At 71.1% G+C, this 25,213-nt stretch carries 17 protein-coding genes and 1 tRNA gene; 8 read left to right on the top strand and 10 right to left on the bottom strand.

What is annotated here, in order from left to right:
• Window positions 1-39: 39 nt before the first annotated feature.
• Together AHOG_RS06630 and AHOG_RS06625 are read left to right on the top strand one after the other, a co-directional pair.
• Window positions 40-648, top strand: coding sequence for an LOG family protein (locus AHOG_RS06630; protein WP_245856596.1), 609 nt, complete (start codon window positions 40-42; stop codon window positions 646-648).
• Window positions 649-725: 77 nt separating this feature from the next.
• Window positions 726-2,051 (top strand): cytochrome P450, encoded by a 1,326-nt coding sequence (locus tag AHOG_RS06625; RefSeq protein ID WP_093940561.1) that lies wholly within the window; start codon window positions 726-728, stop codon window positions 2,049-2,051.
• Between the two features lie 1,121 nt (window positions 2,052-3,172).
• Here the strand turns inward: AHOG_RS06625 and AHOG_RS06620 are convergent.
• Complete coding sequence (locus AHOG_RS06620; protein WP_157736687.1) at window positions 3,173-6,439, bottom strand: S8 family peptidase; 3,267 nt, start codon at window positions 6,437-6,439, stop codon at window positions 3,173-3,175.
• 299 nt (window positions 6,440-6,738) lie between these two features.
• Window positions 6,739-7,545: a DUF6319 family protein gene (locus AHOG_RS06615; RefSeq protein ID WP_184450906.1), complete on the bottom strand. Its 807-nt coding sequence runs from the start codon at window positions 7,543-7,545 to the stop codon at window positions 6,739-6,741.
• 168 nt (window positions 7,546-7,713) lie between these two features.
• Between AHOG_RS06615 and AHOG_RS06610 the strand changes: the two genes are divergently transcribed.
• Window positions 7,714-8,244: a hypothetical protein gene (locus AHOG_RS06610; protein ID WP_093940559.1), complete on the top strand. Its 531-nt coding sequence runs from the start codon at window positions 7,714-7,716 to the stop codon at window positions 8,242-8,244.
• A 51-nt stretch (window positions 8,245-8,295) separates the two neighbouring features.
• Here AHOG_RS06610 and AHOG_RS06605 read toward each other — a convergent pair whose 3' ends face one another.
• Window positions 8,296-8,517: a DUF3618 domain-containing protein gene (locus AHOG_RS06605; RefSeq protein WP_093940558.1), complete on the bottom strand. Its 222-nt coding sequence runs from the start codon at window positions 8,515-8,517 to the stop codon at window positions 8,296-8,298.
• Window positions 8,518-8,670: 153 nt separating this feature from the next.
• On the opposite strand from AHOG_RS06605, the gene AHOG_RS06600 reads away from it, so the two are divergent.
• Complete coding sequence (locus AHOG_RS06600) at window positions 8,671-9,087, top strand: hypothetical protein (RefSeq protein WP_093940557.1); 417 nt, start codon at window positions 8,671-8,673, stop codon at window positions 9,085-9,087.
• A 79-nt stretch (window positions 9,088-9,166) separates the two neighbouring features.
• Window positions 9,167-9,240, top strand: a tRNA-Leu gene (locus AHOG_RS06595).
• A gap of 269 nt (window positions 9,241-9,509) precedes the next feature.
• Here the strand turns inward: AHOG_RS06595 and AHOG_RS06590 are convergent.
• Together AHOG_RS06590 and AHOG_RS06585 are read right to left on the bottom strand one after the other, a co-directional pair.
• Window positions 9,510-10,061 (bottom strand): arsenate reductase/protein-tyrosine-phosphatase family protein, encoded by a 552-nt coding sequence (locus AHOG_RS06590; protein ID WP_169725821.1) that lies wholly within the window; start codon window positions 10,059-10,061, stop codon window positions 9,510-9,512.
• A 287-nt stretch (window positions 10,062-10,348) separates the two neighbouring features.
• Window positions 10,349-11,098 carry a chitinase gene (locus tag AHOG_RS06585; protein ID WP_093940555.1) on the bottom strand — a complete coding sequence of 250 codons (750 nt, stop codon included), beginning with the start codon at window positions 11,096-11,098 and terminating at the stop codon, window positions 10,349-10,351.
• A 400-nt stretch (window positions 11,099-11,498) separates the two neighbouring features.
• Here AHOG_RS06585 and AHOG_RS29810 point away from each other — a divergent pair, with 400 nt between their 5' ends.
• Entirely contained in the window at window positions 11,499-12,500 is a 1,002-nt protein-coding gene (locus AHOG_RS29810; protein ID WP_093940554.1) for a Pr6Pr family membrane protein, read from the top strand.
• A gap of 137 nt (window positions 12,501-12,637) precedes the next feature.
• Complete coding sequence (locus AHOG_RS06575; RefSeq protein WP_093940553.1) at window positions 12,638-17,137, top strand: nSTAND1 domain-containing NTPase; 4,500 nt, start codon at window positions 12,638-12,640, stop codon at window positions 17,135-17,137.
• Between the two features lie 419 nt (window positions 17,138-17,556).
• Here AHOG_RS06575 and AHOG_RS06570 read toward each other — a convergent pair whose 3' ends face one another.
• The 5 genes from AHOG_RS06570 to AHOG_RS06550 all read right to left on the bottom strand — a co-directional run bounded on the left by AHOG_RS06570 (window position 17,557) and on the right by AHOG_RS06550 (window position 23,312).
• On the bottom strand, window positions 17,557-18,999 hold the full coding sequence (locus tag AHOG_RS06570) for a GH1 family beta-glucosidase (protein WP_093940552.1): 1,443 nt from the start codon (window positions 18,997-18,999) through the stop codon (window positions 17,557-17,559).
• A gap of 7 nt (window positions 19,000-19,006) precedes the next feature.
• Entirely contained in the window at window positions 19,007-19,885 is an 879-nt protein-coding gene (locus tag AHOG_RS06565) for a carbohydrate ABC transporter permease (RefSeq protein WP_211290539.1), read from the bottom strand.
• A gap of 26 nt (window positions 19,886-19,911) precedes the next feature.
• Window positions 19,912-20,901, bottom strand: a complete 990-nt coding sequence (locus AHOG_RS06560) for a carbohydrate ABC transporter permease (RefSeq protein ID WP_093940550.1) — start codon at window positions 20,899-20,901, stop codon at window positions 19,912-19,914.
• 34 nt (window positions 20,902-20,935) lie between these two features.
• On the bottom strand, window positions 20,936-22,213 hold the full coding sequence (locus tag AHOG_RS06555; RefSeq protein ID WP_093944221.1) for an extracellular solute-binding protein: 1,278 nt from the start codon (window positions 22,211-22,213) through the stop codon (window positions 20,936-20,938).
• 358 nt (window positions 22,214-22,571) lie between these two features.
• The gene (locus AHOG_RS06550) at window positions 22,572-23,312 is read right to left on the bottom strand and encodes a DUF305 domain-containing protein (RefSeq protein WP_245856595.1); all 741 of its coding nucleotides are present in this window, start codon (window positions 23,310-23,312) and stop codon (window positions 22,572-22,574) included.
• Between the two features lie 169 nt (window positions 23,313-23,481).
• Between AHOG_RS06550 and AHOG_RS06545 the strand changes: the two genes are divergently transcribed.
• Window positions 23,482-24,966: an LVIVD repeat-containing protein gene (locus AHOG_RS06545; RefSeq protein WP_376700035.1), complete on the top strand. Its 1,485-nt coding sequence runs from the start codon at window positions 23,482-23,484 to the stop codon at window positions 24,964-24,966.
• The last annotated feature ends 247 nt before the right edge of the window (window positions 24,967-25,213 follow it).

The following is a 25,213-nucleotide window of genomic DNA, read 5'->3' as shown; positions in this document are numbered from 1 at the left end:
TCTCCCGATCGGGGACGCGCGGTCGATACAGTCGGCGCTGTGCGAATCTGTGTGTTCTGCGGGTCGTCGACCGGCCGAGGCCAGGAGTATCTCGACGCGGCGCGCGCGCTGGGGCAGGTGATCTCCGGACGCGGCGCCGAACTCGTCTACGGCGGTGCCGCCGTCGGCCTGATGGGCGCGGTCGCCGACGCGAGCCTCGACGCCGGTGGTCGGGTGATCGGTGTGATCCCCCGCCAGCTGGTGGAACGCGAGATCGCTCACCCGAGGCTGACGACGCTCCACGTCGTCGGCGACATGCACGAACGCAAGGCCATGATGGCCGCGAACGCCGACGCCTTCATCGCCATGCCCGGCGGGGCGGGCACGCTGGAAGAACTGTTCGAGATCTGGACGTGGGGACAGCTCGGGCTGCATGCCAAGCCGATCGGGCTGCTCAACGTCAAGGGCTACTTCGACCCGCTGCGGACGATGATCGAGCATATGACCGGCGAGGGGTTCCTTCAGGACCGGCACCGCGAGGCGCTGCTGGTCGACTCCGATCCCCGACGGCTGCTCGAACGCTTCGACGACTACCGCGCCCCGGGACCGAAGTGGGCGCCTCAGGAGTCCGCCAAGGCGGCCGACCTGTTCGGACTCACGGAGAGGTGATCCGCAAAGGATGACCCTGAGCGGGTGACCGCGATACGCTCGTTGATTATTTGGCGGGCGATGCGTGAGGTGATCCGATGGTGAGCGACGGCGGCCCCGGCACGGTCTCGACACCACACCACTCCGGAGAACCCGGTCCCGATGCGGCGGGACCGCGCTGTCCTTACGCAGGCGGCGCCCCGGCGTCGACGGGCTCCGACACCGCCGACGAGCCACGGTCTCTGCCGTTCCCCGATGCCTTCGGCCTGGACCCGTCCCCGACCTGGGCTGCTCTGCGCGCCGATGAGCCGATCTGCCGGGTGCGGACCCTGACCGGCGACGAGGTATGGCTGGTGACCCGTCATGCCGACGTCCGCGCGGTGCTGGGCGATCTCCGGTTCTCCCGGGCGCTGACCGTACGGCCGGGGGCACCTCGGACCGCCGTGGCCACGCCGAGGGCACAGGCCATGACGGCGATGGACCCGCCGGACCACACCCGGCTGCGCAGGCTGGTCACCAAGGCCTTCACCCACCGTCGGATGCAGCGGATGCGGCCGTGGATCACCGCGACCGCCGAAGCCCTGGCCGACCGCCTCGCCGAGCAGCCGCAGCCGGTGGACGTCAGGGCGCACTTCGCGCTGCCGCTGCCCATCGCCGTCATCTGTGAGCTGCTGGGGGTGCCGGTCGACGATCGCCCGCTGTTCCAGCGATGGTCCGAGCAGATCTACAGCATGGACCCTGCGCGGCGAGGCCAGGTGGAGGCGGACTACGGCAGCCTTGAGCACTACGTCGGCGAGCTGGTCGCCGCGAAGCGCCGAGACCTCACCGAGGATCGTCCGCCCGCCGACCTGCTGGAGGAGCTGATCCTCGTGCGGGACGAACGCGACGCGCTGTCGGAGGACGAACTCGTCTCGCTGGGGCTCACCCTGCTCGTCGCGGGCCACGAGACGACGGCGAACCAGATCGGCAGTTTCCTGATCACCCTGCTGCGGGAGCCCGTCCGGTGGCGGCGACTGGTGTCGGCTCCGCAGGACATCCCGGCCGCCGTCGAAGAGCTGCTGCGGTTCAACAGGCTCGGCGAGACCGGCCAGTACCGAGTGGCGGCGACGGATGTCGAGCTGGCCGGGGTGCGGATTCGCGCAGGCGAGGGGGTGATCGCGGCCATCGGCTCGGCCAACCGCGATGACGCCGCCTTCGAGAGGCCCGACGAACTCCGGCTGGAACGGGCGGACAATCCGCACCTCGCCTTCGGGCACGGCGTCCATCACTGCCTGGGGGCGCCCCTGGCCCGTGTCGAACTCCAGGAGACCCTGCGAGTGCTCACCGCGCGGTTCCCGCGACTGAGCCTCGCGGTGGCTCCGGAGGAGCTCCGCTGGCGGCGCGTGTTGATCAGCGGCGTCGCCGAGCTGCCCGTGTCGCTGTGACTCTCCGAACACGCCACCGGACAGGAACGGTGCAACTGCTCCCTTCGGGTGAGACGCCGGCGCCCGAAAGTCGGTAGCCGGTTGCTGCGTTCACTCGTCGCAACGATCTCTACCAGGCCGTACCGTGAAATCACTCTCCTTCCTGGAGTCGAAGTCGGACGTCGGTTCTCGACATCCGAACCCCATGGCGGGACAGGGACCGCGCCCTTCCCTGTCCCGCCCTTCATGTCCCGCCCTCAAGCCCGGCGCCGTCCCGCCGTCCCGCCGCGCGACCGCCCGCGCGGCAGGCGCATCGCGCGTCGCAGTCGGCCGCTCGCCTGCCGTCGACCGATCTCGATCCCGCATACGGCCTGCCGCGTCGACCGTCGGCGTTGGTCGCCATGCCGAGCAGGCCGTCATGAGCCGTCGACCGCGGGATCGATCGGCTCGGCCGGCGGGAGCCAGCGCGGCCGTCACCACCGCACGGCGCGAGGCGGATCGCCCGGCACCCGGGTGCGTGCCGTCCGGCCCCGCCGTGCCGCCACGATCAGCTGCCGTGTGAGCGGGGTCGGCGGCGAGACACAGGCCGAAGGCGAGCGGATCCGAGGCCGCGAGCGATCGGCGATGCACCCGAACCACGCCGAGACACCACCGTGATCCGCGGTCCGACTCGCTCGAATTCCGGTGGGCAGGTCGAGAGAAGTCGACCCGCGTATTCTCGCAACCGCCGACACTCCCTTGGTACGTCGGGCGGAAAACCTGCTAGGCCGAATCCCACGCCGCGCCGACGGCTCGGAATGAGTCCTCCTATTGAATGCGACGCACCAGCCGGCTAATTCACGGCGAATCGCGCCGCGACACCCGAGGATCGAGCACCGGACCGGCGGAGGGATTCGCGGTGCGGCGCACGGCGACACCGGCGCGGCAGGCCGTGCGGCGCGACACCGGGCACGCGAACACCGCCCTCGCCCCGCACCGGCAGGGCGGCGAGCACCGGCCGCCCCCGTCCGCCGAGATCGCGTCCCGGCGGAGGCCCGCCCCGACAGACGACGACCCGGCCCGCACCGAACCGGGGTGGTCTCGGTGCGGGCCGGATCGTCTCAGCCCAGGCTCACACGGTCGTGCGCGCTGGCGGCCGGCGGTCAGCCCGCCGTGATGCCGTAGGCGCGCAGCATGGTCTGCTCCACGCTGTTGCCCTCGCCGTCGGCGGCGCTCGCCCGAAGCGAGACGAACCCGTCCTCGGCGGGGTGCTCGAGCAGCACGGTCGAGTCCGCGGTCACCTCGACGGCCGTCCAGGTGACGCCGTCGTCGTAGGAGACCTCCATGCTCAACTCGGTCGGCTCGCCGTCCAGGCCGTTCACCTGGACGGCCAGCGGGTACTCGACGCCTGCGGGCGCCTGCCCCAGCTCGTTCACCTCGCCGTCGAATCCGACGCCCAGCAGCGGCAGCGCGCCGGGCAGCTCCGCGTCGACGGTGTCGGAGGAGAAGGTCCACGAGGCGTCGATCTCGGTGCCGTACGCCGACCACGGCAGGTCACGGGTTCCCTCGACGTCCAGGGTGAACACCTCGTCGCCCGCGGGCACCGAGAACAGCGCGCCGCCCAGACCGTCCTGGGTCCCGATGACCTCGCCGTCGTGCGTCAGCGTGGTGGCGCCCGCGATCCGCGTCTCGTCCCCCGCGAGGAGATAGCTCACCGGATCGCCGCTGGGCGCGAACACCCCGGGGCTCACGAAGATCTCGTCCCCGAGCCGCTGGCCCGCGGGATTGGACGCGGTCCCGACTCCGACGCCCAGCGGTGCGCTGTTCCACGTCGCCGTGCTCTCGCCCACCTCGTAGGTCTTCTCCGTGGAGAAGTCCTCGAAGCCGTTCAGGTCGGAGAAGGTGAGGAACTCGATCCAGGTGATGTCGCCCGGGGTGAAGAACTCCAGGCGCTCGGCGGGCAGATCGATCGGGACCGCGATCCCGAAGCCCCCGTTGTCCGCGGGCAGAATGGCCATCGAGCCCCGCGATCCCGACGCCTCGAGGCCTTGGGTCCGGTAGTCGGCCTGCACCCGCGCCAGCTCGGCATCCTTCACGACGAAGCTCGGCGACTCGGGGATCCCCGTCTCCTCGAACACGAGGTTGTAGCCGTACACCTCGTCCGCGCCCTCGGGCGAGCCGAGCATCGGCCGAAAGACGAAGCGCATGCCGCTGTCGCCGACGTCGCCCGTCGGCACGGCGTACTGGTCGACCGAGTCGAGGTCGAAGGAGCCGACGACGTTCTGGCCGACGACCATGTCGACGACGGTCGCCTCCACGATGGTCTCGCGTTCCGTCTCGGCGGTCAGCAGGACGCCCTGTGTGCCGTCGAGGGTGATCGTCGCGTCCGAGGTGACGTCGACGCCCAGTTCGACCACGTGGGTGACCGCGCCGCCGACGATCTCACCGTCCTCCTCGAACTCCTCATCGAGGACCCCGAGGACGTCGTAGGTGCCTGCGGGCAGACGGGCCGTGAAGTCGCCGTCGGCGCCCGAGCCGATCAGGACGCTGTCACCGGTCGCGCGGTCGGCCGCGAGAATGAGGGGATACTCGGCGGGGGCACCGGACTGCGTCACGGCCTCGATCGACAGGTCGTAGCTCTCGGGCTCGACGAACGCGCCCGCCGCCGTGGACACCGTCGTCTCGCCGTCGACGCTGGTGGCCAGCACCGAGCCGCCGAAGAAGCCGGTCTGCTCGTTGACGGAGGGGTCCACGGTCAGCTCGACGGTGGCCTCGCCGCCCGCGGGCACGGTCACCTGGTCGGCGCTGAGGCTGAACAGCCCGTCGGGGGCCGCGGCTCCGTCCGGTCCGAGCGGCTCGAAGGTCAGGTCGAAGGTGACGTCCTCGCCGCCGGTGTTCCGGTAGGTCAGCTCGTGCGTCACGGGCTCCTCGGTCTGGGGGTAGGGGAACACGCCCAGGCTCAACGAGGAGGGCGAGGCCAGGACCTCGGTCGACACCGCGGCGGCGAGGTCGAGTCGGCCCGCGCCCTGCGCGGTGACGCCGATGCCCTCCAGGGGCACCGACGATCCCGTCAGCGCGGCCTTCAGCTCCTCGGCCTGCCAGTCCGGGTGCTGCGCGGCCAGCACGGCCGCCGCGCCCGCCACATGCGGCGACGCCATGGAGGTGCCGCTCAGCGAGGTGTAGTCGCCGCTGCCGGGCGTGCCCGCGGCGCGGGCGGAGAGGATGTCAGAGCCGGGCGCCGCGATCTCCGGCTTGATCGCCTTGTCGCCGACCCTGGGCCCGCGACTGGAGAAGGAGCTCAGCTCGTCGGACTTGGTGACGCTCGCGACCGCCAGCGCCGCATCGGCGGAGGCCGGGTTGCTCACCGTCTCGTCGGCGCCGAAGTTGCCCGCCGCGATCACGTAGAGCACGCCGCTCTGCTCGGTGAGGGCGTTCACCGCCAGCGACATCGGGTCCGTGCCGTCGGTGGGCCCGCCGCCGAGACTGAGGTTCGCGGCGTCGACGCCCTGCTCGGCCGCCCACTCCATCCCGGCGATGATCGCGTCCTCGGTGCAGAAGCCGTCGTCGCCGCACACCTTGCCGATGAGCAGTTCCGCATCCGGAGCGACGCCTCGGTGAGCGCCGTCCGAGGCCGCGCCCGTGCCCGCGATCGTCCCGGCGACGTGCGTGCCGTGGCCGTCGCCGTCCTTCGGCCCGTCGGGGTTGCCGGTGAAGTCCTCGGCGGCGACGACGACGTCCGCGAGGTCGGGGTGCTCGGCGTCGATGCCTGTGTCGAGCACGGCCACGGTCGCCCCCGCACCGGTGAATCCGCCCTCCCAGGCCTCGGGCGCGCCGATCTGCGCGTTGGACTCCTCGTCCATGACGCGGGCACGACCGTTCAACCAGACTCGTTCGACGCCGCCCGCGAAGGTGGTCTGCTCGGCACCGAGCACGTCCCAGACCTCCTCGGCGGAGTCCGGGTCGGTCCGCACCGCGACGCCGTCCAGGCTGGGCAGCTCACGGACGACCTCGGCGCCTGCCACCGACAACGGATCGGCGAGGGTGCGTTCGGCTCCGGGCGTGTAGGACAGGATCAGCGGCAGCGGACCCGAGTCGCCGAAGCCCTGCTCGATCAGGCCGGTGACGTCGAAGAGCCGTTCATCGAGTCGACCCGCCTGGATCAGGCCGAGCGCGTCGGAGGGAATGACCGAAAGCCGGTCAGCCCTGACGATCCGGTGGAAGGTGACGGACTCGCGTCCCGCGCCGGGCAGCACCGTGACGGTCGGCAGGCCGTTCGACGTCGCGGCGACTCGCAGCTGGTCGCCCGTGATCAGGGTGAGGATCTCGGAGCGCGCGCTCGCGAAGGCCTCGGCGCCTCCGGAGGTCTCCTGTGCGCCTGCCTGCACCGTCCCCGCGGTGAGGCCCGCGCTCAATGCCAGTCCTAACACCACTGCCGATACTTTTCTGCTCTTCATTGACACCGTCCCCTCGATCGACCGTTCGGCCGCCATGTTCTGACCCTTTTGCCGGACAGTTCAATGGTGATCGTTCAGTCGGCAATCAGTAATTAACGAACTGATCACGAACATAGCGTCGGATACACATCGAAGAGAGACGATGGTGATATAGATCACTTCTTATAAAGGATATACAACCATAGTGCGAGAAATGCGTCGTGACCTCTCCGAAACAGGACGGTGCCCGGTCGACCGACCGTCGACCGGGCACCGTCCTGGGCGGAGTGGGCGGCTCAGGCGCCCGCGCCCTCCGGAGAGGACTCGGCGGGCGCGGCGTCCGCCGCGGCGTCGGCGTCGCCGGACCGCTCGGCCGACTCCGTCTCCGTCTGCGACGCGGGCTCGTCGAGGTCACCCAGCAGGCGCCGGGCCTCCTCCAGCTCGGCCTGAAGCTGCTCCACCTTGGCACGCTGCTGCTCACGCGCGGCGTCGAGCACCGGCTGCACCGCGGCGTCGGCCTCGGGATGCAGGATCTTCACGGCCTGCGCCACGGCACTCATGCTGATCGTCGTCGGCTTGAGCGCCTTCTTCGCGCCGACGGTCACCTCTGCCGTCCACAGCCCTTCGGCAGTGGAGGTGAGGACGATCGTCGCCGCGGCACCCGGCTTCGCTCGCTTGCCTGCGGCAGGCTTACGAGTCGCGGTCGGCTCGGTCACTGAATCTCCGTTCTCCGTGCTGGATCGAGACTTGGCACCCCGGCTCGTCGGCGCAGGCGGCGGCTCGGGCGTCCAGACCGGCTCGATCGGGCCGGGGGCCGTCGGCCCGTCGGACTGCACAGGCTCCGGCGTGTCCGGCTTGCGCGGCTTGCGAGCCGGCTTGGTGAGTGTCACCTCGGCAGCCGAGAACGAGAGCACATCCTGCGAGCCGGTGGGGCGAACCTGGATGAACTCCCCTTCGGCGGGCTCGTCGAGAGCCGTCACCTTGCCGGATCGACCGGACTCGACGCCGACGGCGCGGGAGGTGAACCACACCATGGGTGGGCGCCCCGCCGCGAGTTCCGTCGCTAAGTATTCAAGGTCCTGCTCGGACAGCACTCGGGGCATCGTCTCTCCTTGATCAACAATTAGCCCTATCAGGTTGCCTTATCGCACTGACAGGAACGTCACGTGGTCGACCGGAGTCGGCGATACTCCGATCAGCCCAGTGACCGATGGACCGTTTCGCCTACGCCCCGTCGTGCGAAGGGCGCAACGCCGTCGGACGATAGGCCCATGCGGAAAGCGAGCCACCAGGCCGACGGGGCGCAGGCCTCCTCTCATCTCGTCGCCGAGTACGCCTCGGACGGCGACGACTGGACCGTCACCGTCTCGGACGGGGTCCAGAGCCGCAGCGTGCACGCGGTCGACATCCTCACCGCCCGTGAGGCCGCCGACCGACTCGCCCGCGAACTTCACGCCGGAGAAGGAGACCCCACCGTCGTGCATCTGCTGGACGGGGACGCGCTGGCGTTCACCTCCGCGTACCTCACCGCCCGACACTTGACGCCCAGGTCCGACGAATCCCGGATCACCGAGCGGGCCGAGGCCGCCGACGAGCTTCCGGCCGACGCCGCGGCGGCCGAGGAGAAGACCGCGGGCGCGACACCACGCAAGAAGAAGGACACCGCATCACGGCGCCGTCGCGGCAGCCGCACCACGGCGATGCCCGTCGAGGCCGCCGCGCCGGAATCGACGTCCGACGACGCCGCCGATTCGGCGACCGGGTCGGACGATACCGAGCGACCGGCGGCCGACTCGGCGTGAGGACGGTGGCGTTCGGGGGCCGCCGCACCCCCGAACGCCGCTCATCCGACGTCAGCGGAAGAGCCTGCGCAGAACGGCGAGCACGACCAGAGCCGCGATCACCATCACTGAGATTCGGACCTTGGGATCGTCGAACTTCGCGAGCACACTGCTCTGTGCGGTCTCGACGAACCGCTTGGGATGGGCACGAGTGCTCAGCTCGTCCAGGGTCTCGGCCAGCGCGTCGCGGGCCTGCTCGATGTCACGTTCGATCTCTTGGGGATGGCGGGCCACGTCTCCTCCTCGCACCGATGCGGCGCGGACAACGTTAGATCACCAGCTCGCATGCCACGACGGGACGGTTGACAGCCGTATCGAAACACTGTTTCATAACGGCGTTATCAGCGCGCGACGCGCCCACCACGCCCATCAGGGGGATCAAGGCTCATGACGACGACGCTCCAGCCGCACACTCGGATCATCGCGGGCCTGGTCCTGCTCACCGTGGTGGGCATCGCCGTAGGCGGCTGGTTCATGACCCGCATCGTCACGGGGCGGGTCGCGATGACCGACTTCCAGAAGTCCTTCGCCCGCGCCGGACACGGCCACGCGGGCGTGCTCGTGATCCTCAGCCTCGTCGGACTGCTCTACGCGGACACGATGACCGGCGTACTCGGCTGGTCCGCCCGACTCGGCCTTCCGCTCGCCGCCGCCCTGATGTCCGGCGGCTTCTTCGCCGCCTCGGCGGGCAGCGGGCGCACCAGCCCCAACAAGGCCGTCGTGCTGCTCTGGGCAGGAGCGCTCTGCCTGGTCGTCGGCGTCGTCAGCCTCGGCATCGGACTGCTCACCGGCTCCGGCGGCTGAGCAGGGCGAGCATGGAGCCGAGATCGGCCACCCGGTAGGCTTCGAGACCGGTGTGAGCCGGTCCACGGCACACGCTCACGGGGCCGTGGCCCAATTGGCAGAGGCACACGGTTTAGGTCCGTGCCAGTGTGGGTTCGAGTCCCACCGGCCCCACCGCGTCGGTCGTCATCCGCAGGAGCGGGACAGGACGACGGAAATGCTCGTGGCCGCCCTGAGCCTCGGCGGCGTTCGTCGTGCCGTTTGAGCGCCTGTCCTGTCTCACGGGAGCGGCCGGGTCCACGCCGCAGGCAACGCACGCCGCCCGCCCGGAGCCGAGTGCGCGGTCCGACCGATCCCGACGCACCGGCGGGTCCGGCACCCCGACGGTGAATCGAGCCGTGGCGGGCAGGACCGTCGAAGCCGGCCGGACGACGGCGTCGGGCTCACCGCGAGTGCGTCGCCACGATGTCGAGCAGCGCGTCGGCGAGGGTGTCGATCTGTGCGGCGGCGGCCGCATAGGCCGGGTCGCCCCGACCCGCCGGGTCCGCGAGGTCGATCTCCGCCGCGGGCATCGGCAACGGCGGGGAGGCGAGCAGTCCCGCCAGGTCGGTCTCCGGTGCCGCGGCCCGCGCCCTGGCCACGAACTCGGCCCAGACGACGATCCGAGCGGCGAGGTCGCCCGCGTCGGCGTCCGCGTCCGTCGCGGGCAGGAACTCGGCGCACACCAGCTCGCGGTGCGCGACGGTGGCGCAGAGGATCAGGTCCGCCGATCGCACCAGGTCCGCCGTGGCCTGCACCGCACGGCGGTCGGCCGCCACGTCGATGTCTCGGGCGCGCAGCACCGCGACGGCGGGCGGGGCGATCGTGTCCTCGGCACGAACTCCGGCCGAGGACACGTCGACTCGGAGGCCCCTGGCCTGCGCCTTGGCGGCGGTGATCGCCGCCGCCATCGGGGAGCGGCAGGTGTTGCCTGTACAGAGGAAGAGGAGGCGCATCCGCACAACGCTATTCGAGCGGCTCGGCGGGTCGGCCGACCGGCAGGTCGGTGACGGCGGCCGGGTCGGTCGGGCGGGGTGCCGTCCGCGCGGTCCTCGCCGGGCGGACGTCCTCGGCTCGCCGTGCCGCACCACGGTCATGGGCAGGGGTGGGACCGGGTAGTCGGTCCGCGGCGAGCCGAGGAGTCGGCGCCGGGCGAGATTCGGCGGGGCGGGACGAGTACACACGGTTCGGCTCTACCGACTCGTCACCGCCGGGCCGATACGGTGTCCGGCCGTGGGGAGGCTCAGCAGTACAGGTTCTCGCCAGGGGTGGTGCCGAGGATCGCGGTGAAGTTCCGGTAGGCGCTCACCCTGGCCTCGACCTGCGCCGGATTGCCGCCGTTGCACTCGATGCTGCCGTTGATGCTGCGAATGGTCTCGCCGAAGCCGTGACCGTTCACGATGGACTCGTGGGCGGGGCGATGTCCCGCGCCGGGCTGGGTGTTCCAGAACCAGAGGGCGGTCTGCCAGGACACGGCCGCGTCGTTCTGAACCAGCCACGGGTTGTTCAGCAGGTCGATGCCGAGCGCGTCGCCCGCCGCCTTGTAGTTGTAGTTCCAGCTGAGCTGGATCGGGCCCTTGCCGTAGTAGGCGGCCTGCCCCGCCGGGCAGCCGAAGGGCTGACTCCAGTCGCAGTAGTGCGGGTAGTTGGCCTCGTTCTGTTCGACGATGTGGACCAGCCCGCCGGTCTCGTGGTCGACGTTGGCCAGGAACGCCGCGGCCTCCCGTCGGCGGGTCGTCTCGTCGCCGGTGTTGGTGAAGCCGGGGTACGAGCCCAGCGCCGCCGTCAGCCCGCCGTAGGTGTAGAAGGGGTTCCGGTTCGGGAACATCTGGTTGAACTGAGCCTCGCTCACGATGAACGACTGCTCCACCGCCGTCGAGTTCGCCTCGGGCGACGGCGCCGCCGCGGAGGCGACGACCGTCGGCACCCCGACGGTCAGCGCGCCCGCAAGGGCTAAGGAGGCCAGTGCGGCCAGGAGACGCTTCCTCGGCATGTGATCGCTCCTTCATTCGGTGCGAAGCGCACCCGGTGAGCGCCGATGCGGATCGCCATACCGAGTACGTCGCTGGAGGTAGCCGGATGGAACGACTACCAGGGAACCGGATTGGTCTACACCAGTCAAGGAAAGAACGAGATTGAACCGAATCTGGTGATCTCCTCACCGCCAAGCGGTCTCCCGGCACGGCCCAGCGGTCGCCGCCGCACGCCGCGAGCACCCGCCGCCGAGTCGATCACTCGGGTCTCGGCCTGACTGCCTGCCCGGGCGCACGGCCCCGGCGCCGATGCCGACCGGCGGGAACCAGACCGCGATGCCCGACGTCCCAGGCCTGCACTCGAACGACCGCCATGAGCGTTCGAGCACAGCGGAACGTCGATTCGAAAGGCCTGCGCAGATGCCCCGTGTCCATCCCGGAGTCCTCATCGGAGTGAGCATCTGGCGGCTGCTGATCGTCGCGAGCGCCTTCACGGGATTCTGGCTCTACTACGGCGGCCACCTGCCGAACCTGACCTTCCTCACGCAGCTGGGCAACCTCTTCACCAGCATCGTGTACCTGGTCCTGCTGCTCTATCCGCTGTTCACCGGCGGACGCCGACACGAGCCGGCCTCCTCGTGGATTCGAGGCGCCACCACCGTGTTGATGACGCTCGTCGGCGGCACCTATCTCACGATGATGAGCGGCAGCCTGACACACCCGCGCGACCTGCTCACCCACGCGGTCACCCCGTTGCTCGTACTCGTCGACTGGGCGGCGGTCGGCCGGGGGCAGCAGCGCACCCGCTGGTGGCATCCCCTGACCTGGCCGGTGTTCCCGCTGCTCTACATCGTCTGCTACGTCACGGCGGGATGGGACAACTACCCCTTCCTCGATCCGCGAGACGGCGGATTCGCCGGCGTCGTCGTCGGATTCCTGGTCGGACTGATCGTGGTCGGCTACGTGCTCTACGGACTCGCCGCACTCGTGGGCGCGATCCGGCGGAGCGTCGCACCCGACGCGCCCGGCGGCACGGCCCCGCCGGGACATCACCCGCCGCATCCCGGCGGCGGCCCGCAGCGGTTCGGCCCGCCGCCGTCGGGCTCCCCCCAGCCCGATCCGCCCCAGTTCGGCTCACCCCGGTCGGGCCCGTCGCAGTACGGCCCCCCGCCGGGGCCGGCCGGGGCGCCGCCGCGGCCACCCGGCGATCCCCGACTCCCGGCGGGCGGCCTGCCGCCGTTCGCGGGCGGCGGTGGGCCATCACGGCCACCGCAGGACGGGCGGCCGCCGTTCACCCCGGTCACGGGCTCGCCATGGCCGCCGTCGGGCGGCCGGCCGAGGCCGGGACAGCCCGGCGGAACACCGCCGCAGCCGGGACCGCCTCCGCCGAGTCACGGCGGGTCACCTCTCCCACCGCGGTGAGCGAGCCGCCGACGCCACTCCCCGATCCGCGTCGCACCGTAGTCGTATCGTGACCCATAGATCACCCGTCGGACGGTGCAGCGGCTACCCTTCCCGGTCCTAAGGTGACCTTTTCTTCTCTCCGGGGGGCGCGAAGAATGCAGGGCGAGGGTGACTCGAACGAGGATTCAGCGATCGACCCGACAGGCGATCCCGCCGAGCGCCCCGCAACCGAGACGCCCGATGACGAACCGGCCGCGCCCGAGCAGGCACCACACGACTCAGGACGGGACGAGCCGAGACCGCGGGTCGGGGAGTCGAGCAGCTCGGGGCCGAACGAACCGCGACCCGCCGACGATGCCGAAACCGATGCCGGCGCCGCTCCGTCGGACGCAGGCGATCCCGTCGCCGACCTGACGCTCCGACGGCGAGCGGAGCGCGGGGTCCGTTCGTGGATTCGCGGTGCCGGACGGGGGCTCCGCAAGGCCACGCCGTACGGGATCATCGCGTTCCTGGCCGCCTCCGCCGTCGCGCCGATCGCCGCGCCCTCTCTCGAGACGACCGAGGAGTTCTCCGCCGCGCTCGATCAGCTCGGCAACATGGGCAGTGGCTACCTCGGGGACGTCCTCGCCGACACCGCCGACCGGATGCGTGACCGAGGCGGGGGGTCCGACGACGCGGAACCTCCGTCGGAGGCCGCCTGGCGGGAGGCCGTCGCCGAGGCGGTCGCCCCGCTGCTGGCCGCCACCGATGAACAGGGCCGGGCGATCCGAGCCGAGATCACCGCGCTGCTGCGCGCGGTGAACGCCGTCCCGGTGGCCCTGGCCGAGGCGACCGGCGAGCTGCACCGCGACCTGACCAGCGCGATGGCCGCTGCGGGCGGCCGGTTCGACGAACTGAGCTGGCTGCTCACCGATGCCCAACGGCTGTTGGCAGAACTGGTCGTCGTCCAACGTCAGCAGACCGATCTGGCGATGCGCACCCTGTTCGAGGTGACCGAGACCCGCCGCCGGGCACTCGCACCGCCCCGCCGACCGGCGGCCCCCGGCACGCCGCGGCCGGAGCCGTCGGCGGGTCCCGGTGCCGATGCCGGGGGGCCCGCGGGCCGAGCCGGCTCGTCGGCTCCGGACGCCGAAGCCGACGAACCGATCGACGCGCCGACCCCGTTCCCCGGCCTCACCAGTTTCGGCATCGCCGACGCCGAATGGTTCTTCGGTCGCGAAGAGCTGGTCACGCTGTTGCTCAGCAGGCTCGCCGAGCAGCTGGACGGCGGCGGCCCGCTGCTGGTGGTCGGCGACTCCGGCGCGGGGAAGTCCTCCCTGCTCGCCGCCGGGCTGCTGCCCGCCGTGGCCGACGGCGGGCTCCCGGTCGAGGGCGCGGGCTCCTGGCCGTGGCTGCGGATGACGCCCGGCCGGACGCCGCTGGCCGAGCTGGTCGGCCGGACGGCCGCGCTGGCACGGGTGTCGGCGGCGCGCGCGATCTCGGACGTGCGGGCGGAGCCGTCGGCGTTCGGCGCGCTGGCCGTGCAGGCCGCCGTGACGGCGGGTCGTCCCGACGCCCGGCTGCTGATCGTCGTCGATCAGCTCGAAGAGCTGTTCACCCTGTGCACCGATCCGGCGGAGCGGGCCGCCTTCGTCACGGCGTTGACCACCGCGGGCTCGGCGCTGGTCGTGGCGGCCGTCCGGGCCGACTTCCTCCCGGACTGCCTGCGGATCGACCGGTTGGCCGCGCTGCTGAGCGAGGGTCACGTCTCGGTCACCGCCATGCGACGCGCCGGGTTGCGCAGTGCGATCGTCGAGCCCGCCGCCCGCGCGGGCATCGAGCTGGAACCGGGCCTGACCGAGCTGCTGCTCGCGGAACTGGTCGGCGATCACGGCAGGCCGCCGCCTGCGGGCGCCCTGCCCCTGCTCGCCCACAGCCTGCGGACGACCTGGCTGCGCGGCGGGGGCCGCCGCATGACCGTCGCCGATTATCGCGCGGCGGGCGGCATCCACGGCGCGGTGGCCGAGACCGCCGAGCGCATCCACCAGGATCTCGACGAGACGGATCGCGGTGTCCTGCGCACCACCATGCTGAGTCTCGTCGCCCTCGCCGAGGGCGACCGGCCGGTCCGCCGCCGGGTTCCGCGCTCCGCCGTGCCCGACTGGCTGCTGACCAGGCTGGTCACCGCGCGACTGGTCACCGCGGGCGACGAGAGCGTCGAGTTCGCACACGAGATCCTGCTGTCGGCGTGGCCCCGGCTGGCGGGCTGGGTGCGGGAGGACCGAGCGGGGCTGGTGATCCGCCGCAGACTCGACGACTCGGCCCGCTACTGGGCGGAGTCCGGGCAGGACCCGAGCGGTCTCTATCGCGCGGGCAGACTGGCCACCGCCCGGGAATGGGCGGCGGGACGGGACGACCTCACCGAGGAGGAGCGTCGCTTCCTCGACGCGAGCACGGCGGCGGAGCGAGCCGAGCGGCTGGCCGAGATGCGGGTCACTCGTCGGCTTCGCGGCCTGGTCACCGGGCTCGCCGTCCTACTGGTGGTGGCGGTGGCCGCCGGCGGGCTCGCGTGGCGGTCGAATCTGGAGAGCGAGGCGCAGCGTCGTATCGGTCAGTCCCGCCAGTTCGCCGCCCAGACCATGACGGCCCTGGACGTCAATCCCCGCCAGTCGATGCTGTTCGCGTTGGCCGCGCTGCGGGCGGCGCCGACCGTGGAGGCGCGAGGCGCGGTGCTGGCCGCTCGACGCACCGACTACGCGGGACGCTACGGCGCCGACGAGCCCCAGTCCGCGTGGGCGGTGGCCGCGTCCGGCGAGACCCGCCGGATCGCCGTCGGCAGACCGGACGGCGTGCTCGACGTCTATGACGCCGACAGCAGGGAGCTGGTCGCATCCGAGTGGGACTGCCACACGGCGGACATCCTCGGCACGGCGTTCTCCGCCGACGGGGAGTTGCTGGTCACCGGATCGCTGGAGCCCGACGGCCTCTGCGTCTGGGACATGCGACGCGAGGTCCTGCTGCGGCACCTGCCCGGTTACGGCGTCGTGGACGTGCGGCTGGACGGCGGCGCGATCGCCGCGACCGGCGGTGCGGCGGGCGACCGGCTGACGGTCTGGGAGCCGCGTTCCGGCGAGGTGCTTGCCGAACTGCCGATCAGCGCCCCGCCCACGAGCATCGCGTTCTCCCCCGGCGGTCATCGACTCGCCGTGGGGTTCGGCGACGGAAGCGCGCTGTTATGGGAGCCTGAGACAGGCGTCGAGCCCGTTCCGCTCGACGGCCACGCCGCCCCCGACGGAGCCGAGCGTGCGGGCGGCGAGATGGTGACCGTCGCCTTCGCCCGCGACACCGGGATGCTGGCCACGATGGGTCCGGACGGCCTGATCCTGCTGCGGGACGGCATGACCGGCGAGATCGTGGACGAGTTGCGTGAGTCCTCGGGAACCGGGGGCCCGTTCGCCTTCAGTCCCGACGGCTCGATGCTGGCCACGGGCGTGGGCAGCACCGTACGGCTCTGGTCGATCCGATCACGGACCTGGGAACCGGTGACGATCCAGTTCGCCACCGCCTGGGACGTCGACTGGTTGAGTCACACCGATCTGATCGTGACCACCCTCGATCGAGGGACGTTCCGCCGCAACATCACGCCTCGGGTGTTGTCGGGCGGCGACGAGCCGTTGGCCGGCGGCGACTTCTCTCCCGACGGCGACGTCCTGGCGGCCGCGGACGCCCTCGGCGCCGTGCGCTTCTGGAACCCGGCCGAGGGGTCGCTGGTGGCCGAGTCCGCCGGGGACGGCGGTCCGGCCATGGTCGCCTACGATCCCGGCGGCGGGCACGCGGTGGGCCGGTCGGACGGGACCATCTCGCTGCACGGTCCCGACGGCGAGGAGTACGAGAGGTGGACCGCCGAGCCCGGTGTGCCGGTGGCGGAACTCCGATTCTCGCCGGATGGATCGCGTCTCGTCGCGATCACCGATGATCGGGTGGAGTCGGTCGTGACGGGGAACGCCCCGAAGCTGTGGATGTGGCGGGTCGGCGTGGCGGCTCCGCCTCGGGTCCGCGAACTGTCGGGGATGGCCGACGTCCAGTTCCTCCGCGACGGCACCGAGCTGGTCGTGTCCGACGACGTGAGCAACGACGCCGACCGCGCCGATGACCCGCCGATGCGCATCGAAGTGCTGTCTGCCGAGGACCTGACTCTCCGGCACGTCGTCACAGCGGATGAACCGACCGTCATCGACATCGCGGTCTCCCCGACGGCGCACTCGGTGATCAGCGCCCACGACGACGGCCGCCTGCGTGAATGGGACCTGACCGACGGCGCGCTGCTGCGCACCTTCGCCACGCATCCCGTTCCCGTCCGGGGTCTCGCGATCTCGGAGAACGCCGGCCTGATCGCGACGATCTCCCCGGACGATCGCGTGATCCGACTGTGGGACCTGGACTCCGGTGAGCTCTTCGCCACCCTGAGCGGCCATCAGAACAGCATCAACCAGGTGCTCCTCGTCGAGGATCCCACGGGCGGGACGACCCTGGCGGGTCTGGGGGAGGCGGGGGCGGTGAGCCTCTGGCGGTTGGACGTCGACGATGCGGCGGCGGAGCTCTGCGCCGCGCTCGCGGGTCCGGACCTGGCCGGGGAGTGGGCGGCCCTCGACGTCCCCGAGCCGCCCTGCCCCTGATCGCCGTAGGCTTCCGCGCCGCGTGGACGCCGAAGACGGGCACGACGGCACGACGGGACCGTGCCCGCCCGCGGCCTGTGGCCCGCCCGTAGCCGGGAGACCATGCCGGCGAAAAGGTGGATCACACCGGACGACGGATCCGGCCTGGTGTCCCTCGTGATCGAGCCACGTCCCGTCCGCCCGGTGGAGCAGCGCCGCCGGCATCGGCTGCCCCGGCCTCTCCACCCCACAGCGACGACACGAACCCCGGACACCGCAGCACGGTCGGTGCCGCGGCCGTCTTCGAGCCGAGTCCCCTCGAGCCCGCGCGTCGGAAGGACGCGCGGGCTCGCAACCGGCCGCCGACGACCGACGATGGGGAGCCCGACGGCGCGGCCGTCTCTCGACGGCCCCGATGTCGGCGTTCGAAGCCCGCCGCCTCAGCCGGTCGGCGGAACCGCCGGGGGCACCGCGTTGTCCGCGATCACCGAGGCGAACCGACGGCCGCTGCTCTTCACGGTCCGCCGCTGGGTCTGGTAGTCCACGTGGACGAGTCCGAACCGCTGGCTGTACCCGGCGGCCCACTCGAAGTTGTCCAGCAGCGACCAGGCCAGGTAGCCCCGGACGTCCGCGCCCGCCTCGATGGCGGCGTGCACGGCGCGCAGGTGCTCCAGCAGGTAGTTCTCGCGGTCGGGGTCGACCACGCCGCCGTCGTCCTCCACACGGTCCGGCCACGCGGATCCGTTCTCGGTGACCATCAACGGCACCTCGGGATAGTCCCGGCTCACCCGCACCAGCAGGTCTCGGAGCCCGGCGGGCTCCTGCTCCCAGTCGAAGCCGGTGAGCGTGCCGCGCGGCGGCAGGTGCCGGACACCGCGCAGGCCGGGCATCCCGCCCGCCACGGACTCCGGATCGGCGGGCGCGACCCGACTCGGGCTGTAGTAGTTGATGCCGAGCAGGTCCAGCGGCGCGGCGATCAGCTCCTCGTCACCCGCTCGCACCGCGGTGTCCCAGTCCCCCAGCCAGCTCACGTCCGCCAGCACGTCCGCCGGGTAGGCGCCGCGCAGCAGCGGGTCCAGGAAGAACCGGTTCTGCAGGCCGTCGACCCGCCGGGCCGCCTCGCGATGCGCCTCGTCGTCCTCGTCCACCCGCACCGAGGCGAGGTTGAGCACGATGGAGAGTCGATGACGCTCGCTCATCGAGGCACGCAGGGTCGACGCCGCCAGGCCGTGTCCGAGGAGCAGGTGGTGAGCGGCGGTGAGCGCCGCCCTGGCATCGGTCAGACCCGGCGCGTGCAGGCCGGTGAAGTGACCGAGGTAGGCCGAGCACCACGGCTCGTTCAGCGTCGTCCAGTGAGCGACACGGTCGCCGAGCCGCGCGAAGACCTCTCCGGCGTAGTCGGCGAAGCGGTGGGCGGTGTCGCGGTTCCGCCAGCCGCCGGTCTCCTGCAACGCCTGCGGCAGGTCCCAGTGGTACAGCGTGAGCATCGGGTCGATGCCCGCTGTCAGCAGCTCGTCGACCAGCCGGTCGTAGAAGTCCAGTCCCCGCGGCTCCAGCGTGCGACCGTCCGGCTGCACCCTCGGCCAGGCGACCGAGAAACGGTAGACGTCGATGCCCAGCTCCCGCATCAACGCCACGTCCTCGGGATACCGGTGGTAGTGGTCGCAGGCCCGCTCGCCGCTGTCGCCCGCGTGCACCCGGCCGGGCTCCGCGGCGAAGACGTCCCAGATGGACGGGCCCCGGCCGTCCTCGGTCACCGCGCCCTCGACCTGGTAGGAGGCGGTGGCGGTCCCCCACCGGAAGTCGGCGGGGAAGACCAGCGACCCGGGGGTCGCGACGGCGCCGGAGGTCGCGGCTCGGCCCGCCGAATTCGTTACGGCCATGTTCTCCTCATCCCTTCACAGCGCCTTGCATGACTCCGCCGACGATGTAGCGGGCCAGCAGGATGAACAGCACGACGACCGGGAGGACGCCCAGCGTCGCCCCGGTCAGCATGAGCGAATAGTCGGTGAAGTACCCGCTGGCCAGGTTGGACAGCACGATCTGCACCGTCGGGCTCTCGTTGGGGTCGAGCACGACCAGCGGCCAGAAGAAGTCGTTCCAGGCCGTCATGAACGTCAACATCGCCAGCACGGCGGCCTGCGGACGCACGGCGGGCAGCGCCACCGTCCAGAAGGTCCGCAGCACCGAGCAGCCGTCGACCCTGGCCGCCTCGATCAGCTCGTAGGGCACGGTCTCCTCGCACGCCTGGCGCATCCAGAACACGCCGAACGCGCTGACCAGCGCGGGGACGATCACGGCCTCCAGCCGGCCGTACCAGCCCAGCTCGCTCATCAGCATGTAGAGCGGGATGATGCCGAGCTGCGTGGGCACCATCATCGTCCCCACGACGAGCACGAACAGCCAGCGGCTGCCGGGGAAGCTCAGCCGGGCGAAGGCGAAGCCCGCCAGAGCGGAGAGGAACACGTTGGAGGCCGCGACCGTGGTCGCCACGATCAGCGAGTTCTGGATGGCCAGCCAGAAGTCCACCGTGTCGAAGACCCGGCTGATGTTCTCGAACAGGTTGCCGCCGGGCAGCATCGGCGGCGTGGCCTGGGCCACCGCGCTGTTGTCCCGGCTCGCCACGACGAACGACCAGTACAGCGGGAAGATCGAGGCCACCGCCACGGCGGACAGCACGCCGTAGACGAGCAGGCCGGGCCTGCCGCCGCCGCGCCGGGAGTCCTCGGAGCGCGGCCGGGCCCGGCGTACGGGCGGGGTGGGGGTCATCGTCGCCATCTCGTCGGCACGCCCCTTCAATCCTTGGACGCGATGCGTCGAGACAGTCGGTAGTTGAACACGGCGAAGACCAGCACGATCAGGAACAACGCCCAGGCGATGGCGGAGCCGTAGCCCGCGTCACCGAGCCGGACGCCCTCCTCGTAGAGGTACATGGTCACCGTCTGGAACTCGCGGGAGTTGCCGCCGACGCCTGCCGTCCCCTTGGGATCGAAGAGCTGCGGCTCGGCGAAGAGCTGCAACCCGTAGATGGTGGACACCAGCACCGTGAAGATGATCGTCGGGCGGATGCTGGGCACCGTGATCGCCCAGAAGGTCCGCCACCGGGACGCCCCGTCGATCTCCGCCTGCTCGTACAGCTCGCGGGGGACGGACTGCATCGCGGCGAGGTAGATCAACGCGTTGTAGCCGGTCCACCGCCACATGACCATGACGCTGATCGCCAGGTGAGAGGCCCAGGTGCCGGAGCGCCAGTTGATCGGGTCGATGCCGACCCAGCCCAGCACGTGATTGACGACGCCGTAGTCGCGCCCGAAGAGCTGGGCGAAGACCAGCGCGACCGCGACCACCGACACGACGTTGGGCAGCAGCACCCCGGCTCGCCAGAAGGTACGGCCGCGCAGCCGTCGATCCAGCAGTGCCGCCAGCCCCAGCGCGGCCAGCAGCTGCGGCACCGTGGAGATCAGGAAGATGCTCAGCGTGTTGAACAGCGCGTTCCAGAAGTTCGGGTCGCCGAGCAGCCTGGCGAAGTTCGCCAGGCCGACGAAGCCCTGATCACCCAGGACGACGTGCCAGTCGTGCAGTGACACCCAGCCGGTGTAGAGCAGCGGGAACAGCCCGAAGCCCAGGAACACCGCGAAGAAGGGCAGGATCAACAGGTACGGCGTGCCCTTGAGATCCCAGCGGGCCAGCCGATCCCGCCACGATTCACGCTTCGGGCCGGGCTCGCCGCCCGCCGGAGACGACGCCTTCGGCGTCTCCGGCGGCGAGGTCGACGCAACCATCATCAGTTCTCCCGATCAGGGTCCGAGGCGACCTCTCTCAGCCCAGGTCCCGTTCGGCCTGCTCCAGCGCGTCGGCGAGGGCCTCGTCGGCGCTCTGCACGCCCTCCTCCACCCGGCCGAGGGCCTCCTGGAACCGGCTGCGCACCGAGAAGTCCCGGGTGCCCCGGTAGTTGGGCGCGAGACTGTCGGCCGAGGCCGCGAAGATCTCGCCGACCGGAGCGTCGTTGAAGTACTCGTTGACGTCGCCGAGCACCTCCGGATCGCGGTACACCTCCGGCTGGCTCGGCAGGATGCCCTTCTCCAGGAACAGCGTCTTCTGCTGTTCGGGCGCGGTCAGCCACTCGGCGACCCGGTAGGCCGTCTCGGTGTCGTCGCCCTGTGCGGGAATGGTCAGGATCGAGCCGCCCCAGTTGCCGCCGCCGCCGGGCACCGAGGCGATGTCCCACACCCCGGCGTTCTGCTCGCCCGCCGCGCTCTCGATCTGCGCGAGCATCCAGGCCGGGCAGGCCATCGTCGCGAAGCCGCCCTGCGCCAGGCCGACGTTCCACTCCTGGGTGAAGGGCTTGACCTGGGCGGTCTGTCCGGCCTCGGCCAGCCCGCCCGCCAGCGCGAACGCCTCACTGATCACAGGGTTCTCGTCGGCGATGAAGCTGTCGTCGGCCGCGGCGAAGTAGCCCTCGGGGGCCTGGTTGATCATGCTGCCGTAGACGTTCTCCGCCGAGTCCGCGAAGGCGACGTCGGGGGTCGCGGCGCTGAACTCGTCGGCCACCGCCGCGAAGTCCTCCCACGTCGGCCACAGCGCGGAGACCTCGTCGCGGTCGGTCGGCAGGCCCGCCGCCTCGAACAGGTCGGTGCGATAGCACATCGCGAGCGGGCCGGCGTCGGTGCCGAGGCCCAGGACGAACTCGCCGCCGTCGGCGACGCCCTGCTCCCACTTCCACTCGGCCCAGCGGTCCTTGATGTCGGACGCGCCGAGGGCGCCCAGCTCGACGAACAGCTCGTGGGACTCCCGGTACTGGGGTATCCAGCCCTCCTCGATGGCGACGATGTCCGCCGCGCCGCGGCCTCCCGCGAGCTGGGTCTGCAACTGCTGGTGGTGGGCGTCGAACTCGGACACCCTCGTCTCCAGCGTGAGATCGGGGAACGCCTCGGCGAAGTCGGCCTGGAGCGCGTCGTAGCCGAAGTCCCCGAAGGTCGCGACGACGATCGTGTTCTCGTCGCCTGCTGCCCGGCCTCCGCCGCAGCCCGCGAGCAGGGTCGCCGCTGCGGCGGTCAGCGCCGTCGCCACGACCCGACCCGGTCGAATGCCTCCCATGACGTCCTCCTTGACGTGTGCGACCACCCACCGTGGTGAGAGCGCTCTCACAGTCATGCATCGGCGGGGCACTGTCAAGGTCTGAGTCGATCGTCGAATTCGATCCGTGATCTGTTCGCGTCCTCCGGGCCCGCGGCCCGTGGTCGACCCCGAGACAGGCACCCGGGACGACGGGGATGCGACACGCATCCGGAGCGCGGCCCGGCTGCCGGGATCGACCACGGAGGTCACCCGTCCAGCAGCACGACCGGCGCGCATCCGGCATCCGGCACCCGGCACCCGGCACCCGGCACCCGGCACCCGGCGAGCATCGGCCGGCGGCCGGGCGACGCCTACCGCACCCGGCCGCCGACGGGGGTCACAACTCGGCCAGCAGCCGCCGCATCGTCTCGATCTCGTCGACCTGGGTGACGAGGACGTCCTGCGCCATCGCGACCACCTGCACGTCGGCGCCCTCGGTCAGGACCTCCTCGGCCATCGTGATCGCTCCCTCGTGATGCGTGATCATCAACTCGAAGAACAGTCGGTCGAAGTCGGTGCCGTCCGCCTCGGCCAGCTCCGCGATCTCCTCCTCGGTGGCCATCCCCGGCATGCCGTCGTGCGCCGATGCCGGATCGACGCCGTCGGCCGTCGAGTCGGCGTCGCCGCCCTCGACCCCGCCGTGACCCTCATGGCCGTCGTGTCCGTGCGAGGCGGCGTGCTCGCCGTCGCCGGCCGCGCCCTGGTGGTCCAGCCAGCCGGCCAATGCCTCGATCTCCGCGCCCTGAGCATCGGAGATCCGACTCGCCAGGCCGCGCAGCTGCTCATGATCGGTGCGATCGGGCACGAGGGCGGTCAGCTCTCCCGCCTGCTCGTGGTGCGGGATCATCATCCGCACGAAGCGCACGTCGGCGGCGTTGGCCGCGGGCTGCCCGCCCGCCGAGGACAGCTCGTCCTCGGTCGCGTCCCGGGGATCGTCGCCGGGGGCACCGGGCATGATCACCGGCGCACCGTCTCCTGTCGACGCCGCCTCTTCCGGAGGATTCGTCGTGCAGCCCGCCAGGCCGACGACCAGCAGACCAGCGACCGACAGTCGCGACAGGACGTGTGAGAGACGCACTGTTCACCTCTTCCTACTGGTCCCGACTTTCCCGCCGTCGTGATCTCCGGCGGGTTCCCAGAGCGTGAATCCGACTCCGAACAGCCCTTGCCTGCGATCTCGTGACGGCCATACTGCAAAGACCCATGTTTTCTCCAGGCCACGCGCAGCACAAGTGAGGGAGCAGCTGGTGAGACGAGTCCAACGAGGAAACTCCCGTCGTCATGCCCGCGGAGCAGGCGTCTTCGCCGGGGCGATCGCCCTACTGGCGTCGTCCGTCCTGGCGGTTCCGGGGGCCGCCGCACAGTCCACCGGGGACGCCGACGGCCCGGACGGCCCGCCCACGCCCGCCGTGGCCGAGCACATCGCGCAGGGGCCGGGCGACGGCATCTCGCACAGCGCGAACATCCGCAGGCTGGCATCGGTTCCCAAGGCACCGCCCTTCGACAACACGGCGGCCTTCGGCACCGACATCGGGTTCCAGGGCAGATACGCCTACGTCGGCAACTACGACGGATTCGTCGTCTACGACATCCGCAACCCCCGCAAGCCCAAGATCGCGGCCCAGGTCTACTGCCCCGGCGGCCAGGGCGACGTGTCGGTGAGCGGCGACCTGCTGTATCTCTCGGTCGACTATCCCCGCAGTAACAACACCTGCGACAGCGAGGCGACCACGGCGGCCGACCCGAACGCATGGGAGGGCATCCGCGTCTTCGACATCAGCAAACCCACCCGGCCGAAGTACGTCGCCGACGTGGCCACCGACTGCGGTTCGCACACCCACACGCTGGTCCCCGACCACGAGGGCGACGCCGACTATCTGTACGTCTCCTCGTACGCGCCGTCGGTGAACTTCCCGAACTGCGCCCCGCCGCACGACAAGATCTCGATCGTGAAGGTCCCGCTGGCCGACCCGTCGGCCACCGAGGTCGTCGCCGAGCCGGTGCTCTTCCCGGACGGCGGGAATCCCGGACCGCCGGAGGGCGCCCGCGCCACCACCGGCTGCCACGACATCACCGCCTACCCGGAGAAGGATCTCGCGGCCGGCGCCTGCATGGGTGACGGCATCCTGCTCGACATCTCCGACCGAGAGTCCCCCGTGGTCATCGAGCAGGTCCGCGACGACGTGAACTTCGCGTTCTGGCACTCGGCGACGTTCAACAACGAGGGCACCAAGGTCGTCTTCACCGACGAGCTGGGCGGTGGCGGCGCCGCCACCTGCAACGCCGAGATCGGGCCGACGCGCGGTGCGAACGGCATCTACGACATCACCGGTTCGGGCACCGATCTGAACCTGGAGTTCCGCAGCTATTACAAGATCCCCCGCCACCAGGGCGCCACCGAGAACTGCGTGGCGCACAACGGCTCCCTGATCCCCACCCGCGACGGGGACTACATGGTGCAGGCCTGGTACCAGGGCGGCGTCTCCGTGTGGGACTTCACCGACTCGGAGAACCCCGAGGAGATCGGCTACTTCGATCGGGAGGCCTTCGACCCGGAGAACCTCCGGACGGCGGGCTCCTGGTCGGCCTACTACTACAACGGCTACATCTACTCCAGCGACATCCAGATGGGCCTGGACGTGCTGGAGATCAAGGACCGCAGGCTCAACGACGCCAAGCGGGTCCGCTACGACGAGTTCAACCCGCAGACCCAGCCGAGCTACCGGCGCTGACGGTCTCCGCCTGCGGCGTGGCATCGACTCTTCGGGTCGGTGCCACGCCGGCTTCTCGGGCGGAGTCGACCCTGGCCGCACGATGCTCGCCCACCAGGATCGCGAAGATCGCTACGGCGTGATCCCTCGAATCACGAACGGAGGCGCTGTTCGCGCGCCGAGTACGGCGCTGCACACACCGGCACGATGGCGTGGGGGTTCGCCACCGGCATATCCGCCTTCTCGCGCGGGGTACTCGGCCGCTCCC

Origin of the sequence: Actinoalloteichus hoggarensis, from assembly GCF_002234535.1 — a bacterium.
Taxonomy (GTDB): Bacteria; Actinomycetota; Actinomycetes; order Mycobacteriales; family Pseudonocardiaceae; genus Actinoalloteichus_A; species Actinoalloteichus_A hoggarensis.
This window is presented reverse-complemented; position numbering and strand designations above follow the sequence as displayed.